Here is a 19661-nt window from a genome sequence, read left to right on the forward strand (position 1 = left end):
TTGGCGCTGCGTGACGTCGACGAAGCCGCTGCGTGGTATGGCGAACAAGCCGGGCTCGCGCTGGAACTGGCGTTTGCCGACGCGCTGGAGTCGGCGGTCAAGATGCTGATGCAGCACCCGGGTGTCGGTTCCAGCCGACATGCGGTGCTGTTGAAGCTGCAGGACCTGCGGGTGTGGCCACTCAAGGGATTTCCCTATTTGATTTTCTACATCGAACGCGACACGGACATCGTCATCTGGCGTGTGCTGCAGATGCAGCGCGACATTCCTGCGTGGATGAGCGGCGACGCCTGAGCGGTTCGACGCGAGTTTTGCCTCAACTCTCCGGCAGCGCCGCAGTCAGTGCGTCTTCGCTGTGATCACGATTAACCGAGATAGACCAAGCCCATGACCCCGCTCCCCCAACTCCGCATCCCGGCCACCTACATGCGTGGCGGCACCAGCAAGGGCGTGTTCTTTCGCCTGCAGGATCTACCCGCTGCCGCGCAGCAGCCCGGGCCTGCGCGCGATGCGTTGTTGCTGCGGGTGGTCGGCAGCCCCGATCCGTATGGCAAGCAGATCGATGGCATGGGTGGGGCGACCTCCAGCACCAGCAAGAGCGTGATCGTGTCGGCCAGCACGCGTGCCGGGCACGATGTGGACTACCTGTTCGGGCAGGTGTCCATCGACAGCGCGTTCGTGGACTGGAGCGGCAACTGCGGCAACCTGTCGGCGGCGGTGGGGCCGTTTGCGATCGCCAATGGCTTGGTCGATGCCGCGCGGGTGCCGCGCGACGGCGTGGCAACGGTGCGGATCTGGCAGGCCAATATCGGCAAGACCATCGTGGCGCATGTACCGATGACCGATGGCCAGGTGCAGGAAACCGGCGACTTCGAACTGGATGGGGTGACCTTTCCCGCGGCCGAAGTGCAGCTGGAATTTCTCGACCCGGCCGACGATGCCGAAGGCGAGGGCGGGGCGATGTTCCCCACCGGCCAGCTGATCGATCAGCTGGAGATTCCCGGCCTGGGCACGATCGCCGCAACGCTGATCAATGCCGGCATCCCGACCATCTTCGTCAACGCGCGCGACCTGGGCTATACCGGTACCGAGCTGCAGGAAGCGATCAATGGCGACCCGCGTGCATTGACGATGTTCGAGACCCTGCGTGCGCACGGCGCGGTGCGGATGGGCTTGATTGCGAAGGTGGAAGACGCAGCAACGCGGCAGCACACGCCGAAGGTGGCGTTCGTGGCGCCGCCGGCCGATTACACCGCCTCCAGCGGCAAGCCGGTGCACGCTGCCGAACTCGATCTGCTGGTGCGCGCGATGTCGATGGGCAAGTTGCATCACGCCATGATGGGCACCGCCGCGGTGGCGATCGGCACCGCGGCCGCCGTGCCCGGCACCCTGGTCAATCTTGCAGCGGGCGGCGCGGCGCGTTCTGCGGTGCGCTTCGGACATCCCTCCGGGACCTTGCGCGTCGGCGCCGAGGCGCAGCTGGTGGACGGCCAGTGGCAGGTAACCAAGGCGCTGATGAGTCGTAGTGCGCGGGTGCTGATGGAAGGCTGGGTGCGCGTGCCGGTCGACGCCGCCGGGGGTGGCTGATCGCCCACTGAGACCGGGCAGGCCCCAACGCACAAATTGCATGCGCGTGTTGCATTAATTCGAACGCCTTTTCGAATTCGGAAAACTTTTTCGCACGCGCTCTGCCAAATTTGTGTAAATCGTGTTAATTCTGTTGCAACGCGGCATGCAGATCAGGCCGCTCCGCCAACCGAATTCGGAGTCTTCCCATGTCCGCCAGCCGGTCGCTCAAGATCAGCGCGCTCGCCGTTGCCGTTGCTTCCCTTCTTCCGCTCCATGCTGCTGCCCAGCAGGCGCCCGGCGACGACGGTGTCGTGCGCCTGGACGCGGTCAAGGTCACGGTCGAGCGCCGCTCGGAAGATTCCAAGGACGTACCGGTCTCGGCATCGGTGCTGCGTCCGGAGTTCCTGGATGCCATCTCCACCAGCGGCTCGGATATCCGCGTGCTCGCGGGCAAGGCGCCCAGCCTCAACATCGAATCGTCCAACGGCCGTGTGTTCCCGCGCGTGTACATCCGCGGCTACGGCAACACCGACTTCAACACCTATGCCTCGCAGCCGGTGTCGCTGATCTATGACGACGTGGTGCAGGAAAATGCATTCCTGAAGGGCTTCCCGATCTTCGATCTGGAAGGCCTGGAAGTGCTGCGCGGCCCGCAGGGCACGCTGTTCGGCCGCAACACGCCGGCCGGCGTGGTCAAGTTCAACTCGGTCAAGCCGGCCATCGGCGCCAATGACGGCTACGCCAGCCTGTCCTACGGCACCTACGGCACCATGACCCTGGAGAGCGGCCTGAGCATCGCCATGGGCGACCATTGGGCGGCGCGTCTGTCCACGCTGGGCCAGCGCCGCGACGACTGGGTGGAAAACCGCGACGGCCGCGATCTGGAAGGCTATACCGATTCGGCCGTGCGCCTGCAGCTGCTGTACCAGGCCAGCGACGATTTCAGCGCCTTGTTCAACGCGCATGCGCGTCACCTGGACGGCACCGCGCGGCTGTTCCGCGCCAACATCATCCAGCCCGGTACCAACCAGCTGGTGGACGGCTTCGACGAAGAGAAGTCCTTCATCGACGGCGCCAACAACCAGGAACTGCAGACCTACGGCGGCAGCGCCAATCTGACCTGGGACCTGGGCGACATCGCGCTGCACTCGATCACTGCCTACGAAGGCATCGGCAAGTACTACAGCCGCGGCGATATCGACGGCGGGTTCGGCGCGGTGTTCGCACCGCCGTCCGGCCCGGGCGTGATTCCGTTCCCGGTGGAAACCGCCGGCGGCATCAAGAGCCTGGACCAGTACAGCCAGGAACTGCGTGCCGAATCGCAATACGAAGGCCCGCTCAACTGGCAGGCCGGCCTGTACTACTTCCACGACGACGTGGAAGGCGAAAACTACACCTACAACACCTTCAGCGGCGGCGATCTGGCCAGCTACCAGCTGACCCGCCAGCGCAACACCTCGTGGGCGGCGTTCGGCTCGTTGAACTATGCGGCCACCGATCGCCTGAACCTGCGCGCCGGCATCCGCTACACCTACGACAAGAAGACCTTCGACGTGCTGGCGCTGGACCGCGTCACGCTGGTCGAGCCGTCCAGCGGCGAGACCGACAACTCCAAGGTCACCGGCGATCTGGCGGCCACCTTCGCCATCAACGACGACGTCAACGTGTACGCCCGTGCCGCACGCGGCTTCCGCGGCGCCAGCTTCGGCGTGCCCTCGGGCACCGCGCCGCTGACCGTGGCCGAGCCGGAGACGGTGGATTCGTTCGAGATCGGCATCAAGTCCGACCTGTTCGACAACCGCGCGCGTCTGAGCTTTGACATCTACGATTTCCGCGTCAAGAACCAGCAGCTCACCGCAGTGGGCGGGGTCTCCAACGACGTGCGCCTGCTCAACGCCGACAAGACCAAGGCGCGCGGCGCCGAGTTCGACTTCGAAGCGCTGCTCACCCAGAACCTGCGCGTCACCGCCGGCGGCGCCTACAACTGGACCCGCATTGACGACCCGACCCTGTCGGTGGGCGTGTGCCGCACCTGCACCGTGACCGACCCGCTCAATGCGGCCGGCAATGCCATCATCGACGGCAACGACCTGCCGCAGGCTGCCAAGTGGATGGCCAACGCCACCCTGCGTTACGGCATCCCGATGGGCAACGACGGCGAGCTGTTCTTCTACACCGACTGGTCCTACCGCAGCGAAGTGAACTTCTTCCTGTACGACTCCAAGGAGTTCACCGGCCAGCCGCTGGTCGAAGGCGGCGCCAAGATCGGCTACAACTGGGGTGCGGGCGCGTACGAGTTGTCGGTGTTCTGCCGCAACTGCACCAACCAGATCCGCGTGACCGGTGCGATCGACTTCAACAACCTCACCGGCTTCATCAACGACCCGCGCATCGTCGGTGCGCAGTTCCGCGCCAACTTCTGATCGGCGTCGTGGTGTAGCACTATCGAACCGCCGGCCAACATGCCGGCGGTTTTTTTATGGTCGCAGGAGTGGATGCATGCAGCGGAGATGGCGAAACATGTGGTGGATGCTGGGGCTGTGGTGTGCGTCGGCAGTGGCATGGGCGCAGACGCCTGCCGCCACTGCCGCGCAGCCGGCGCCAATGCCCACGTCTCCGTCTACGTCGACGTCCTCCGAGTTGCTGGTGGTCTCCACCGATATCGGCGACGACATCGACGATGCGTTTGCGCTCGGGCTGTTGCTGCGTAGCCCGCAGCTGCATGTGCTGGGCATCGCATCGGCCTGGGGCGACACCAGCGTGCGTGCGCAGTTGCTGCAGCGCCTGTTGCAGCAGGCCGGGCGCAGCGAGATTCCGTTGGCGGTGGGCGCACGCACCACCAGCGCGATCCCCTTCAGCCAGGCGCGCTGGGCCGCCAGGGGACAGTTGCCCGGCAAGCTGCCGGATGCGGCGGCGATGATCCTGCAGCAGGCGCGCCTGCACCCTGGCAAGGTGACCTTGCTGGTATTGGGGCCGATGACCGACGCCGCAGTGGCACAGCAGCGCGACCCGGCCGGCTTTGCCAAGCTCAAGCGTATCGTGGCGATGGGCGGGTCGGTACGCGTCGGCTACGGCAAGTCGGCCTATCGTCCGGCCAGCGCGCCGGCACCGGAGTACAACATCCTGGCCGATGTGCCGGCGGCGCAGCGGGTGTTTGCGGCCGGCGTGCCGATCGTGTTGCTGCCCTTGGACGCCACCCAGATCACGCTGGAAGAACCCGAGCGCATCGCCTTGTTTGCACACGGCGATGGGCTCACCGATGCGCTCACCCAGCTGTATTACCAGTGGCGCAATACCGACCAGCCCTGGGCCAGCGCCACGCCGACCTTGTTCGACGCAGTGCCGGTGGCCTGGCTGCTGCGCCCCGACCTGTGCCCGACCACGCCGTTGCATCTGGACGTCGATGCGCAGGGCTACACCCGCGAAGGCGCAGGCACGCCGAACGTGCAGGCCTGCCTGCGCGCGGACAAGCCGGCGTTGATCGACCTGTATATGCGCACGGTGCTGCAGTTGCGCTAGGAGTGGCTATCAAATGTGGTGAGCGCCGGCTTGGTGGCGAGCGCAGTGGTTTTATTGGCCGTACTTTGGGATGCAGTCAAAAGCCTGGTTGGTCGTGTGCGCGGTGCCCTCACCGCTCGCGGGACACGCCGCAAGTACGTCCTTGTAGGCTCGGTGGTGGCATCCATGCCGCCACACGGTCCCGCAATCGGCGAGGACACCGCACCAGAAAATGCGTCGGTTGCTTGGTTGAACGCCTGCTTGTTGCTCTGCTTGTGATGGAACGTTTGTTCGACGCACCATCCTCCGAACAATGCACGCCATGCCCTGTGTGCGCCCCTGCACACCGACCATCTCGACTGGTCCTTGCCCGCCCACCGTCGCGGGACCTTACGCGGCATGGATGCCGCGTAAGAGCCTACATGGACGTACTTGCGGCGTGTCCTGCGATGGTGGGCGGGCAAGGGCCCCGCAGCCAAGCCGCAACTCAGCGGCCTGCCATGGGCCGGTGTCAAACCATTGCGCTCACCACTGGTCGGGCGCGCCGGTGCAATCGCAGCGCTGGCCCGGTGGCGCGTCATCGCCGCCCATCGGCAAGTCCTTGCATCGCCCCATACCACCATCGTTGACGTGAACGGCATCGCTATACTTGCGTCCTCAGTCATGGGGTAGTGCGAATGGATAGCCGGGAATCAGGGATGAAGCGGTCGGGTACGCGGCGCATGTTGCTGTGGGTGGTCTTGCTGGGCGTGGCGATCGGCGCGGTGGCGTGCAAGCGCAACGAAAGCGGCCAGCTGCCTGCCGCCAGTGGCGAGGCGATCAAGGCCGACAAGCAGGCCATCACCGGTTTCGCGCTGGCGCGCGCCTATCCCGACCAGACCAGCGATGGGCTATCTCTGGCGCTGGAATTCTCGCGGCCGTTGGTGGGGACGCAGGACTTCGATGCGCTGGTGCGTTTCGAGGAAAAAGTCGGCACCGGCGACAGCAGCTGGACCCTGTCCGACGACGGCAAGACGCTGCGCTACCCGTACGTGGAAGCGGCCAAGGACTACACCGTCCTGGTCGACGCCAACCTGCTGGCCGCCGATGGCAGCCGCCTGGGCAAGCCGCTCAAGCAGAAGGTCTACACCGGCGCGCTCAAGCCGGTGGCCGGGTTCGCTTCGCAAGGCAGCGTGCTGCCGGCACGCGAGAGCCGCGGTCTGCCGGTGGTGTCGGTCAACGTGCCGGAAGTCGACGTGGAGTTCCTGCGCGTGCGCGAGAAGTCGCTGCCGGCGTTCTTCCAGCAGTTCCAGCGCGGCGGTCGTCGCGGCAGCTGGGAGCTGGAGAGCGAATATAACGACAAGCAGCCGTTGTCCAAGCTGGCCGACCCGGTCTACGTCAATCGTTTCATTCTCGGCGGCAAGCAGAACGAGCGCGTGCTGACCTACCTGCCGACGCAGGACATCAAGGAGCTGCAGGAACCGGGCCTGTACTTTGCGGTGATGAAGCGCGCCGGCAGTTTCGACAATGGTTTCGATACCGCGTTCTTCACCGTCAGCGACATCGGCCTGCACACGCGCGCCTACAAGGACAAGCTGTTCGTGCACACCGCCTCGCTGCAGAGCGGCGAGCCGATCAAGAACGTGGAAGTGCGCGTCCTCGATGCCAAGGGCGAGCTGTTCCTCAAGGGCGCCACCGACGGCAACGGCAATGCGCTGCTCAACTACACGCTCGATGCCGGCCACGTGCTGGTGGCGCGCAGCAAGACCGATATCTCGGTGCTGCCGTTCAACCAGCCGGCGCTGGACCTGAGCGAATTCGCAGTGGCCGGGCGCGAGAGCGCCTGGTTCGACGTGTTCGCCTGGGCCGGCCGCGACCTGTATCGCCCTGGCGAGACCATGCGCGTGTCGGCGATCCTGCGCGACAACGACGGCAAGCCGACCAAGCCGCAGCCGGTATTCCTGCGCCTCAAGCAGCCGGACGGCAAGACCTTCCGCGAGACCAAGCTGCAGCCGGGCGAGCAGGGCTATTTCGAATTCAGCCAGCAGATTCCGGCCGATGCGCCGACCGGCCGCTGGCAGGTGGAATTCCGCACCGATCCGGCCAGCAAGGACGCCGTGCAGGGCATGACCGTGCGCGTGGAAGAGTTCCTGCCCGAGCGCATGAAGCTGGATCTGGACAGCACCCAAAAGACCCTGAGCGCCGGCCAGCCGTTCACGCTGGTCGCCAATGCCGCGTACCTGTATGGCGCGCCGGCCGACGGCAACCGTTTCACCGCCAAGCTTGCGGTCAGCGTCGAGCAGCATCCGCTCGAGTCCTTGCCGGGCTGGTTCTTCGGCGACCCCACGCTGGAGCTGCCGCGCGATGCCAAGGACGTGATCGACACCGAGTTCGGCAGCGATGGCGTGTTGCGCGAAGACATCGCGCTGCCTGCCGAAGCCAAGCCGGTCAGCACGATTGCGGCGGTGGTCTCGGGCAGCGTGTACGAGACCGGCGGGCGCACCGTCACCCGCAGCGTCAAGCGCGTGCTGTGGCCGGCCAAGGCGCTGGTCGGCGTACGCCCCCTGTTCGACGACAAGGAGGGCACCGACGCCAACGGCACCGCGCGCTTCGAAATCACCCGCGTGGATGACGATGGCAAGCCGCAGCCGGCCAAGGGCCTGAAGGCCACGTTGGTGCGCGAGCTGCGCGACTACCACTGGAACTACACCGACGACCATTGGGATTACGACTTCACCCGCCGCTTCGAGAACAAGGACACGCGCACGCTCGACATCGCCGGCGGCAATGCCAAGCTCGAGGTTCCGGTGGAGTGGGGCGAGTACCGCCTGGACGTGTTCGACCCGTCCACCGGGCTGACCACGCGCTACCCGTTCCGCGCCGGCTGGAGCTGGAACGACGAAAACCGCGGCCTGGACGCGCGCCCGGACAAGGTCAAGCTGGCCTTGGACAAGACCGCCTATCGTGCCGGCGACACGCTCACCGTCACGCTGACCCCGCCGCATGCCGGCAAGGGCGTGCTGCTGGTGGAAAGCGACAAGCTGCTGTACGTGCAGGACATCGACGTCAAGCCGGGCAGCAGCTTCGAAATCCCGGTGACCGACGCGTGGGAACGCCACGATGTCTACGTCACCGCGCTGGTGTTCCGCGGCGGCAGTGCGCCGAGCAAGATCACCCCGGCGCGCGCGGTGGGCGTGGCGTATGTACCGATGGACCGCAAGGCGCGACGCGTGGCGGTGGGCCTGGCCGCGCCCAAGCAGATGCGCCCCGAGCAGGCGTTGCCGGTGACGGTGAGCGTGCCCGAGCTGGCCGGCAAGGCGGCGCATGTGACCATCTCGGCGGTGGACGTGGGCATCCTCAACATCACCCGCTTCCCGGTGCCCGATGCCAACGCGCAGTTCTTCGCGCAGCGTCGTCTGGGCACCGATGCCTACGACATCTATGGCCGCGTGATCGAGAGCTTCGAAGGCGCCAGCGGCAAGCTCAAGTTCGGCGGCGACATGGCGCTGGAAGCCTTGCCGCAGGCCAAGCGCCCGACCGCGCGCGTGCAGACCGTGGACCTGTTCTCCGGCTCGGTGAAGCTCGATGCCAAGGGCAATGCACGCGTGCAGCTGCCGGTGCCGGATTTCAACGGCACGCTGCGGGTGTCGGCGTTGGTGTATTCGGATACGCGGTTCGGCAACCACGCGGTGGAAACCGTGGTGCGTGCCCCGATCCTGGCCGAGGCCAGCATGCCGCGTGTGATGGCACCGGGCGACCGCAGCACGGTGACGCTGGATGTGCAGAACTTCACCGGCAAGCCGGGCGAGTTCAATGTGCGCGTGGACGGGATCGGCCCGCTGGCCATCGCCGAGGCAGCGCGCAGCGTCAAGCTTGGTGTGGATGCCAAGCAGACGCTGAGCTTCCCGCTGAGCGCCACCGAAGGCTATAGCGTGGCCAAGGTGCGCGTACGTGTGGACGGCAACGGCTTCAAGGCCGACCGCAGCTACGACCTGCCGGTGCGTGCCGGCTGGCCGCAGGTGTTGCGTGCGCAGACGCGCGTGCTCGATCCGCTGGCGCCGATCACCCTGGACAGCGGCTTTGCCGATGGCCTGATGGCCGGCTCGGTGACCGCGCGCATGGTGGTCAGCCCGCTGCCGCCGATTCCGTTCGCCAGCGCCCTGCAGGGTGCGTTGGACTATCCGTATGGCTGCGCCGAGCAGACCACCAGCAAGGGTTACGCCGCGCTCTTGCTCGACGATGCCACCGCCAGGGCACTGGGCACCAAGGGGCTGGAGGCGGCCAAGCGCCGCGAGCGCATGGAAGGCGCATTCGGTCGCCTGGCCTCGATGCAGATCGCCAGCGGGCATTTTTCGATGTGGGGCGACGACGGTTACGTCAATCCGGGCCTGACCCCATACATCGCCGAGTTCCTGCTCGACGCCAAGGACGCCGGTTTTGCGGTGCCCGACAACGTGCTGCAGAAGGCGCTCAATCGGCTCAGCGAGGACCTGCTGTCCGGTGGCAACGAGTTCTACGGGCAGGACCGCCGCGATAGCCTGAAGTTCGCCAACCAGGCCTGGTCCGGCTATGTGCTGGCACGCGTCAACCGCGCCCCGCTGGGCACGCTGCGCGCGCTCTACGACAACCAGCGCGACAAGGCGCTGACCGGCTTGTCGCTGGTGCATCTGGGCGCGGCGTTGTCGCTGCAGGGCGACACCAAGCGTGGGCAGGCGGCGATCAAGGCGGGTTTTGCCAAGGACAGCAGCGAGCGGCCGCCGTACTTCGCCGATTACGGCAGCGCGATCCGCGACGATGCCTTGATGATGGCGCTGCTGCACGAGCGTGGCTTGTCCAAGCCCGAGTACGACACCCGCGCAGTGGCATTGGGCCGCGCGCTGGATGCACGCCGCGCCACCGGCTGGCTGTGGCTGAGCACGCAGGAGCAGGTGGCGCTGGCGCGCTTGGGCAAGGCCTTGATGGTCGGGCAGGGCAAGCAGGTGTCCGGTACCTTGACTGTTGGCGGCCAGACGCAGGAGATTGCGCCGGCACGCCTGTTCGGGCGCAGTTTCGACAGCGCCGCCCTGGCGCGCGGCGTGCAGTTCGCACCGCAGGGCGAGGCACCGATGTACGCCAGCCTGGAAGTGGCCGGCATCCCGCGCAGCGCGCCGGAGCCGGACACGCGCAACCTCAGCGTGGAGCGCAGCTGGTACACCACCGACGGCAAACCGTGGACCCCGCGTGCACTGAAGGAAGGCGAAGCGCTGATCGTGCGCGTCACCATCACCGCCAACAGCGACATGCCCGACGCGCTGCTGACCGACCTGCTGCCGGCCGGCCTGGAGATCGAGAACTTCAATCTCGGCGATGCCAAGCAGTGGGCCGATGTGGTGGTGGACGGCATCGGCATCAGCGAGCGTTCCAGCGCCGCCGACGTCAAGCACGAAGAGTTCCGCGACGACCGTTACGTGGCCGCGCTGGCGCTGTCCTCGGGCAGCAAGGCGCAGCTGTATTACCTGGTGCGCGCAGTCACCCCGGGCACCTACACGGTGCCGCCATCGTTGGTGGAAGACATGTACCGCCCCGAGCTGCGCGGCGTGGGGCGCAGCACGCCAGCGACGATGACGGTGGTGCAGCCGTAGGGCGACAAGGCAGGAGCGCGCTCGCGCGCGATGGGGCGTTACCGGTAACGCCCCATCGCGCGCGAGCGCGACTCCTACGTCAGCGCTTCTTCGCTTACGGCGGCATCGCTGCGCACTGTCTTTTCGATGCGATGTAAGCGACACGCAAGGATCGTTGGGAAAGACGATCTGCGCACCGTGGCTCGTTACCTTATCGCCAACCCGCTACGCGCCGGACTGGTCGCGCGGGTCGGCGATTATCCATTCTGGGATGCAATCTGGCTGCCGTAGGAGCGCGTTTGCGCGCGATTGGGCATCACCGGGAAAGCTTCATCGCGTGCAGGCGCGCTCCTACGCCAGCGCTTCTTCGCTTACGGCGACATCGCTGCGCACTGTCTTTTCGATGCGATGCCAGCGACATGCAGGGGTCATTTTTGCTGGCTACGGTGGCGTGCTTTCTCACAGGCGCGGCATTCCCGCTGCGCGATCTCGGGATTCCATGCAGCGCTCCGATTCTTACCGTTTGCACTTGTCCGTTCTCGCCGTTGCCATTGCGGCGTGTTCGCCAGCTCCGCAGGCTTGCGCACACGAGTGGGCGGCTATTGCAGCCGATGACTTCGCTCAAACGTCTGTTGCGGCCATGACCGCGACCGCGGGCGCATCAGCGAGCGCAGCTACAACTACAGATGCACCTACAGCTAATAATGACGAGGCATCCACGCCCGAGGCTGAAGTTGCGACTGCAAGGCAACGTTCTCCATTGCCAGCAGATGCATCCGCTGATTCCATAGACCCTGCATCCCCTGCATCCCCTGCATCCCCTGCATCCCCTGCATCGGCACAAGGCGAGGCATCCACTAGCGACGCACCGGCCACCCCCACCAAAACCGGCGTGCAGACTCTTGATGCCATGCAGGTCACCGGCGTGCGCCGTGCCAATGCCGCTGCGGTGGAAAGCAAGCGCGCGGCAACTAATATCACCGATGTGATCAGCGCCACCGATGTGCGTGCCTTGCCCGACAGCACCATCGTCGAAGCGCTGCGCCGCGTGCCCGGCCTGTCGGTATTGCCGGCCACCGACAACGAGCATCCGCGCGACGAGGCCGCTACACCGGTACTTCGCGGCCTGGGCCCGTCCTACAACAACGTCACCATCGATGGGCTGACCATTGCCTCGCCCGGCACGCCGAACGGCACGCTCGGCTCGATCACCCGTGGCGTGCGTCTGGATCTGCTGCCGGCATCGATGGTCAGCGAGTTGCAGGTGGTCAAGACCTTCACGCCCGACCTGGACCCCAACGCAACGGGCGGGGCCATCAACCTCAAGACGCGCAGCGCCTTCGAAAACGGCGGCAAGCCCTTCTTCAGTGCCGAAGCCGCGCTGGGCCATGCCAACGATGTCGGCAAGCCGCGCGATCAGGACGACCCCGGCTATCGTTTGAGCGCCACTGGCAGCCGCACCTTCGGCAGCGAGCAGCAGTACGGGGTCACCCTGTCGGCCAACTACCAGACGCTGAGCAGCTACACCGAAACCCATATGACCACCGACACGGTGCATTACGGTTTCTACGACAACAATGGCGTGCTGCAGACCGGCGCCAATCTCGGCAATGGCTGGGCGGTGCCGCAGCAGGACAAGTACTGGTACGTGCAGAACCAGCGCGACCGCTATGGCGTCACCGGCAAGTTCGAAGTGCATCCCAGTGCCGCGCTGGAAGCCTATGCAACGGCCGGCTACTACTATTTCAAGGACAACATGGAGCGCAACGAGGTCATCATCGACCCGCGCAACCGTGGCCAGGTGTTCAATCAGACTGCCAGCTCCGGCAGCTATCCCGGCGGCGACATCGAGGTGGGTTACTCGAACCAGATCGTCACCACGCGCACCAAGGTCGCGCAGCTGGGCACGATCTGGCGGCCCACCGATCGGCAACAGTTCTCCGCGCGCGGCGCGTGGTCGGATGCGACCTACGACGAGCCGATCCGCATGATCAAGTACGCCACCGGCATCACCCGCGCCGCACCGGTACAGGTGGGCCAGACCGGCAGCGGTGTGACCATCAATGCCACGCCCAATTACGCATTCAACTACGACACCTCCGGCTTCGATCAGCGCTTCGGCGTGTCGCCGCAGGCCTACAACGATCTGGGCAACTACAGCCTGTCGTACTGGCGCCCGGACTACAAACGCACTGCCGCCGATCGCATCCTCACCGGCCGGCTGGATTACGGTTTCAACCAGGGCGAGAGCGATCAGGGCATCGGCTTTGCCGCGGGCGTGTCGTACACCACCGACAAACCGTCCTACGACATCTATCGCGTCGAATATCAGCCCAATACCAGTGCGCCGGCGTTTGGCCTGGCCGATGTGGCTGGCACCGGCCGGGCGCCGATGCGCTACGCCGGTCTGAACCTGATCACCATCGATCCTGACAAGGCCAATCGTGCGCTGGCTGCAACGCCGCTGAGCGCGTTCAACAGCACCGACCAGCAGGCCTTCAGCAATCAGGACAACTTCACCCATACCGAAAAGACCTTCGGCAGCTATGGCCTGGTCAGCTATCGCAGCGAGCGTTTCAATGTGCAGGGCGGCCTGCATTTCGACAGCACCAGGCTCGATACGGTCGGCCGCCAGCGGCAGCTGGATGCCGCGACCAACCGCTATGTGTATGTCGATAACCCGACCAGTGCCGATTACCACTATCTGCTGCCCTCGGCCATCATGACCTACCACCTGACCGATGCATTGGACCTGCGCGCCGGCGCAAGCCGTACGCTCGGCCGCCCGCCATACGATGCGTACGCGGCGCGCACCTCGATCGGCTTCGTCAACACGGCCGATGCCGGCAACCCGAATGCGCAAGGCGTCACCGTCACCATCGGCAACCCGGACATCAAGCCGCGCGTGTCCAATAACCTGGATCTGTCGCTGGAATGGCGCCTGCCTGGCGACTTCGATGCGTTCGCGTCCACGGCCGTGTTCGACAAGCGCATCCAGGACGAGATCTTTACGCTTTCGCGCACCGACAGCTTCACGTTCGACGGCACCACCTACGCCAACGCGCTGATCAGCACGCCGGCCAATGCCGCCAAGGCGCGTATCCGCGGGGTGGAGTTCAACGGCATCGTCAACACCCTGGCGCCGATCGCACCGTGGCTGAGTGGGGTCGGCTTCAGTGCAAATTTTGCGGTGCTCGATGGCAGCCTGGATGTGCCCTACAGCGTTGGCAGCGGCAGCAATGTGAGCCAGCGCGAGCGCAAGCTCGACAACTTGGTCGGGCAGCCCGACTACACCGCCAACGCCACGCTGTTCTACAACACCGGCGGGCTGGAGCTGCGCGCGGCCTACAATCGTCAGGGCAAGGCCTTGCGTGCGATCGTCAGCAATATCGACTGGCAGGACCTGTATTGGTCGCCGCGTTCGCAGCTGGATTTCACCGCGACCTATGCGATCAGCAAACAGCTCAGCCTGATCGGCCAGGTCAGCAACCTCACCCACAGCCGCATCACCAGCGTGACCGGCCCCGGGCAGAACCTGCTCAAGGACAGTTATTCGGTACCCACGACGTATTGGTTCGGTCTGCGCTTTACGCCGACGTTCTAGGCGCGGCGAAGCTGGCATGGCGAGCAGAGCTCGGGCAAGTGCGCGCGGTGCGTGGAAATCAGGATGTTCACCTGGCAGGGCGCCATGCTGAGTACCCGCCGCGCCTACCTGACCGACACGCAATAGTTCTGTTAATCCCTTCAATCGGAGTTGTTCGATGACCTTACGTACTGCCGCCACCGTCGCGGCCATGCTGTGCGCGGCACTGGCCACCCATGCGAGCGCGGCGCCCACCGGCGTGGCCGCAATCCAGGCCCGGCTGACCAATCCTGACGGCGGCATCGTGGTGGTGGCCCATCGCGGTTGCCATGCACCGGCACCGGAACATGGGTTCAAGGACAGCGCACCGGAGAACTCGCTGGCCGCGCTGGAGCGCTGCATCGCCATCGGTGCCGACGTGATGGAGACCGATGTGCGGCGCGCCGCCGACGGCACACTGGTGATGCTGCACGACGCCACCGTGGACCGCACCACCGACGGCACCGGCAAGCTGTCCGAGCTGACCTTGGCCGACCTGCAAAAATTGCGGCTGCGCAGCGACGAAGGTGGCGCGCAGGCGCCGCTGACCGATCAACGCGTGGTCACGCTCGAGCAGATGCTGGCCAGGTCCAAGGGCCACATCCTGCTCAACCTGGACGTCAAGGATGCGATCTACGTGCAGGTGGTCGATGCGGTTGCCCGTGCCGGCATGCAGCACCAGGTGATCGTCAAGGCCGAAGCCGGCATCGCCACGCCGCCGCTGGCGGCGATGCTGCCGTTCGACAAGGTGTATTTCTTCCCGATCCTGATCAACGCCCATGGCACTGCCGACCTGGCCGCGATCGCCACTGCGCAGACACGCAACGCGCATCCGGTCGCGTTCGAGCTGCCCAAGATGTCGGCAGCGCAATTGCCGGCGTTGGTTGCAGTGAGCAAGGCACACAAGGTGCGGCTGATGGTCAACTCGCTGTGGGAAGGCTTCATCGCCGGGTACGGCGGCGACGCCGATGCCGCGCGCGATCCTGACAAGGTGTGGGGCCGCCCGTACCGCGAAGGCGTGTCGATCATCCAGACCGATGCGCCGGAAGCCTTGCTGCGCTATCGCGCGTCGCTGGAGCAGCGGTGAGCGTCGCGTTGCATCATCGCATGCAGCTGGCCTGCGACGGGAGCGGATGTCGCCGCGCAATGTGATCCGTAGAACTGCGGCGGTGGTGTTGCCGTTATAGTCAGCGTTCGTTTGCACGCAAGGGCGTCTGCATGCCGCTCGATACATCCCTGCGCCGACTCACGCCGCATGTCGTCTGGTTGTTGGTGCTGCTGGTCGCGCTGCAGGTGCGTGATGTGGCTAAGGCCCTTGGTTTTCCAATCCCGAAAATTCCGGTGCCTTACGGCGGTGGGATTCTCGACAATCTGCTCAGCGTAGTGCTCGTGCTCGTCGCAGCGGCGTTGCTGCGTCCTGGCATGCCAGGCGAGCTCGCGGCGCGTCTGGGGTTGCGTTGGAACGGCTTACGCGGCCCGGCGCTGACGTTGCTGGCCACACTGCCGTGTTGGCTGGGGCTGTGGACGCAGTCCAGCTCGGTCGGCACCGACGATCTGCTTGGCCTGCTCTGGTTGGCGCTGCTGTTTCCGCTAGCGGAAGAAATCGTGTTTCGCGGTTTCGGTTTCGTCTTTGCCTGCCGTGCGCTGGCCTGGCGTCCGGCAGTCGCGGCGCTGGTGCAGGCGGTTGTGTTTGGCGGTGTGCATTGGCTCGGGGCCGGCGGTGGAGGTGGCGAGGCGTTGTTGATCTTCTCCATTACCGGTATCGGTGCGCTGCTGTTTGCCATCGTGGACGCGCAGGATGGCTACACGATCTGGAGCGGCTGGGTGTTGCATGTCTCGCTCAACGCGGCCTGGACGGTCTTTGCGGTCTCCGATTCGGCGGCCAGCGGCTGGCTCGGCATTGCGTTGCGCCTGTCTGCGGTATTCCTGGCGATGGGGCTGCTGCGGCTGTTCGTAAGGCCGCGTCGCTCGCCGCACGCGGACGTGGTGGGCTAGCGCAGCTGTCGTCGCGCAAGCAGGAGCGTACAGTCACGTTGATCGCTCGACGCCGCAGCTTGCCGCGCGCGATGGTGGCCGAAATGCGTTTTGCCCTGCATCCTTGGCAGGATGGATGAGCAGCAGCACGCGCAGGCAAGGATCGACCAGACGCAGGAACGCGTCGCTGGCAAGGATGGTGTTGCTCGGCGTGGCCGGCGCTGGTTGACGGGGCTACGCTGGAGCGCCGTGGCACTGTTGTCTGCGGTGTTGCTGCTGGACCTGGCCTTCCCACTGCCACTGCCCAAATCACGGGACACCTCCACGCTGGTGGTGGCACGCGATGGCACGCCGCTGCGCGCGTTCGCCGACCACAACGGGGTGTGGCGTTATCCGGCCAGCCCGCAGAGTGTGTCGCCGCTGTATCTGCAGGCGCTGCTCAATTACGAGGACCGCTGGTTCTGGCGCCATCCCGGAGTCAACCCGTGGGGCCTGTTGCGTGCCGGCGGGCAGTGGATCGGGCAGGGGCGCATCGTCTCCGGCGGCTCGACGCTGACCATGCAGGTGGCGCGCATCCTCGACCCGCATACGCGCACGCCGTGGGGCAAGGCCAAGCAGCTGCTGCGCGCGCTGCAGCTGGAAGCGCACCTGAGCAAGCGCGAGATTCTCACGCTGTATCTGGAGCGCGCGCCCTATGGCGGCACCATCGAAGGCGTGGAAGCGGCCAGCTGGGCGTATCTGGGCAAGCCGGCCAGGGCCTTGTCGCAGGCCGAAGCTGCGTTGCTGGCGGTGTTGCCGCAATCGCCCAGCCGCCTGCGCCCGGATCGCCATCCCGAAGCAGCGCAACGCTCGCGCGACAAGGTGCTCGATCGCATGGTGGAGCTGGGCGTGTGGTCGCGCGCGCAGGTGGACGATGCGCGGATCGAGCCGGTGGTGACGCGCTCGCTCAAACCGCCGTTGCATGCGGCGCTGCTCGCGCAGCGGTTGCACAGCGCGCAACCGCGCGCGGCACGCATCGTGACCACGCTGGATGTGGAGCTGCAGCGCACCCTGGAAGAACGCGTCACGACATACTTTTCGCAGCTGCCCGAGCGCACCTCCGCGGCATTGCTGGTGGTGGACAACGCCACCATGGAAGCGCGCGCATACGTGGGCTCGGCCAGCTTCGGCGATCGCAAGCGGCTGGGGCATGTGGACATGGTGCAGGCCTGGCGCTCGCCCGGTTCCACACTCAAGCCGTTCCTGTACGGCATGGCGTTGGACGATGGGTTGATCCACTCCGAAAGCCTGTTGGTGGATGCGCCGCAGAGTTTTGGCAGCTACCGGCCCGGCAATTTCGATGCGGCCTTCAATGGGCCGGTGAGCGCGGCGACGGCGTTGCGGTTGTCGCTGAACGTGCCGGCGGTGGACCTGCTCGACCGGATCGGCCCGGCACGGTTTGCTGCGCGGCTGTCCAATGCCGGGATCGAGCTGCGCTTTGCGCACGGCAGCGTGCCCAATCTGGCGTTGATACTGGGCGGTACCGGCGCGCAATTGCAGGAACTGGTCGGTGCATTTGCGGCGCTCAATCGTGGCGGCATCGCCGGGCGCGTGCGCTATACGCCGGACGATCCGCGCATCGAACGTCGGCTGATGTCGCCGGGTGCGGCCTGGATCGTGCGCGAGATCCTGCAAAGCAATCCACGCCCCGGGTACGGCAGCGGCACCTTCGACACCGCCACGCGCCCGGGCGTGGCCTGGAAGACCGGCACCAGCTACGGCTACCGCGATGCTTGGGCGATCGGCGGCACGCGTCGCTACACGGTCGGGGTGTGGGTGGGGCGTCCGGACGGTACGCCGCTGCCGGGCCAGTACGGCGCCGTCACCGCACTGCCGCTGATGTTCGAAGTCATCGATGCCTTGCCGCGCAGCGCCGGCGATAGCGCGCCGGTGCCGATGCCGGCCACCGTGCAGGCGCTGGACATCTGCTGGCCGCTCGGCGGCGCGGCCGATCAGACACCACCGGCGCAATGCGCACGCCGCGCCGACGCCTACGTGCTCGATGGCGCAGTGCCACCCACCTTTGCCGAGCGCGATGCGCGGCTATGGCAAAGCGGGCAGCTGCATTTCGATGTGGATGCGCGCAGTGGCCAGCGGCTGTCGCAGGAGTGCAGTCAGGCGCATGAACGCGTGCCGCATGCAGTGGCGCGCTGGCCGGCATTGGTCTCACCCTGGCTCAGCACCGCCGAGCGCAATGCTGCGCAAGTGCCGCCACTTGCGGCGGACTGTCTGCCGGATGGGCGCATGACCGGTGGCGGCGTGCTGCGTATCGACGGGCTGAGCGATCGCGCCACGCTGGCGCGTGCCAACGCCACCTCGCGTCCGGTGCGCCTGCAACTGCGTGCCCTGGGCAGCGACGCGCGCATCGACTGGCTGCTGGATGGCCGCTGGATCGCACAGACCAACGGACGCCAGGGATTTCAGCGCGAATTTGCCGAGGTCGGCACGCATACGCTCACCGCAATGGCCAGCGATGGTGCCTGGACGCAGATGCGCTTTCGCGTATTGCGCTGACCGCGCACGTGCTGCGCCCGGCCAGCGTGCACACACCCGTAGGAGCGCACCTGGGCGCGATGGGGCGTCACATGGGATGCCACGTCGCGCCCGGGTGCGCTCCTACCGCCGCAGGCAACCACACAGCATCCTGCGGCATAGAAAACAGACAGGGCGCTCGAGGCGCCCTGTTTGCTTAAATCATCGAGTCGATTTCAACTCTCAACGTCACTGTGAATGTCGATACCGATCATCGCTCGCAACGCATCGCTGCATTGCAGTCACTCGGCTCACTCGCCGATCCAGCCTTCCAGCAGGTCGGCGAATTCGTCGGCGTGCTCTTCTTCCTGGGCCAGGATGTCTTCCAGGATGCGCTTGGTGGTGGTGTCCTTGTCGCCGATGAAATCGATCATCTCGCGGTAGCTGTCGATGGCGATGCGCTCGGCGATCAGGTTTTCCTTGACCATGTCGCGCAGGTCGCTGCCTTCCTTGTATTCGGCATGCGAGCGCTTGGTCAGCGTGTCCGGATTGAGGTCCGGTTCGCCGCCCAGCTGCACGATGCGCTCGGCGAGCCTGTGTGCGTGCGCCTGTTCCTGCTGCGCATGCTCCAGGAACTCGCCCTTGACCGCGTCGGCAAGCATGCCCTTGGCCATGAAATAGTGGCGGTAATACCGCAGGGTGCACACGTATTCGGTGGCCAGTGCGGTGTTGAGCAGCTCGATCACCGCCTCGCGGTCGGCGTGGTAGCTCTCGGTGATGGCACCGTCTTCGATGCTCTGGCGTGCGCGGCTGCGCAAGGTGGCGGTATCGGTGATGCCGTCGGGGAGTTGCTTGGCTGGCTGGTTAGACATGGCTGGCCGGTTTCCTTCTGAGTGGTTGGGGGGAAT

Annotated in this window: 10 protein-coding genes and 1 pseudogene; 10 read left to right on the top strand and 1 reads right to left on the bottom strand. The window is 65.8% G+C overall.

The genetic code is table 11. The features are described 5' to 3' along the window. From ABQ039_RS05385 to pbpC, 10 genes and pseudogenes are all read left to right on the top strand, one after another. Entirely contained in the window at positions 1-294 is a 294-nt protein-coding gene (locus tag ABQ039_RS05385) for a type II toxin-antitoxin system RelE/ParE family toxin (RefSeq protein WP_202397434.1), read from the top strand. 93 nt (positions 295-387) lie between these two features. After that, positions 388-1587 (top strand): 2-methylaconitate cis-trans isomerase PrpF, encoded by a 1200-nt coding sequence (gene prpF, locus ABQ039_RS05390; protein ID WP_046341950.1) that lies wholly within the window; start codon positions 388-390, stop codon positions 1585-1587. 188 nt (positions 1588-1775) lie between these two features. Beyond that, entirely contained in the window at positions 1776-3992 is a 2217-nt protein-coding gene (locus tag ABQ039_RS05395; RefSeq protein WP_039523923.1) for a TonB-dependent receptor, read from the top strand. Between the two features lie 106 nt (positions 3993-4098). Then, positions 4099-5088 carry a nucleoside hydrolase gene (locus ABQ039_RS05400; protein ID WP_184611273.1) on the top strand — a complete coding sequence of 330 codons (990 nt, stop codon included), beginning with the start codon at positions 4099-4101 and terminating at the stop codon, positions 5086-5088. A gap of 677 nt (positions 5089-5765) precedes the next feature. After that, positions 5766-10667 (top strand): alpha-2-macroglobulin, encoded by a 4902-nt coding sequence (locus ABQ039_RS05405; RefSeq protein ID WP_184611156.1) that lies wholly within the window; start codon positions 5766-5768, stop codon positions 10665-10667. A 162-nt stretch (positions 10668-10829) separates the two neighbouring features. After that, positions 10830-10937: pseudogene (locus tag ABQ039_RS05410) on the top strand (transposase); the annotation flags it as partial. Positions 10938-11145: 208 nt separating this feature from the next. Further along, positions 11146-14250, top strand: coding sequence for a TonB-dependent receptor (locus ABQ039_RS05415; protein WP_349778564.1), 3105 nt, complete (start codon positions 11146-11148; stop codon positions 14248-14250). Between the two features lie 157 nt (positions 14251-14407). Continuing rightward, complete coding sequence (locus ABQ039_RS05420) at positions 14408-15355, top strand: glycerophosphodiester phosphodiesterase family protein (RefSeq protein WP_184611152.1); 948 nt, start codon at positions 14408-14410, stop codon at positions 15353-15355. Positions 15356-15486: 131 nt separating this feature from the next. Beyond that, a complete protein-coding gene (locus ABQ039_RS05425; protein WP_184516413.1) occupies positions 15487-16263 on the top strand; it encodes a type II CAAX prenyl endopeptidase Rce1 family protein in 777 nt (258 codons plus the stop codon). Positions 16264-16374: 111 nt separating this feature from the next. Further along, positions 16375-18795, top strand: coding sequence for a penicillin-binding protein 1C (pbpC, locus tag ABQ039_RS05430; protein WP_221232421.1), 2421 nt, complete (start codon positions 16375-16377; stop codon positions 18793-18795). A gap of 269 nt (positions 18796-19064) precedes the next feature. Here the strand turns inward: pbpC and ABQ039_RS05435 are convergent, their stop codons facing one another. After that, on the bottom strand, positions 19065-19625 hold the full coding sequence (locus ABQ039_RS05435) for a bacterioferritin (protein WP_024938597.1): 561 nt from the start codon (positions 19623-19625) through the stop codon (positions 19065-19067). Positions 19626-19661 lie beyond the last annotated feature (36 nt).

The sequence above is a fragment of the Xanthomonas sp. WHRI 6108 genome (assembly GCF_040202385.2).
GTDB lineage: Bacteria > Pseudomonadota > Gammaproteobacteria > Xanthomonadales > Xanthomonadaceae > Xanthomonas > Xanthomonas arboricola.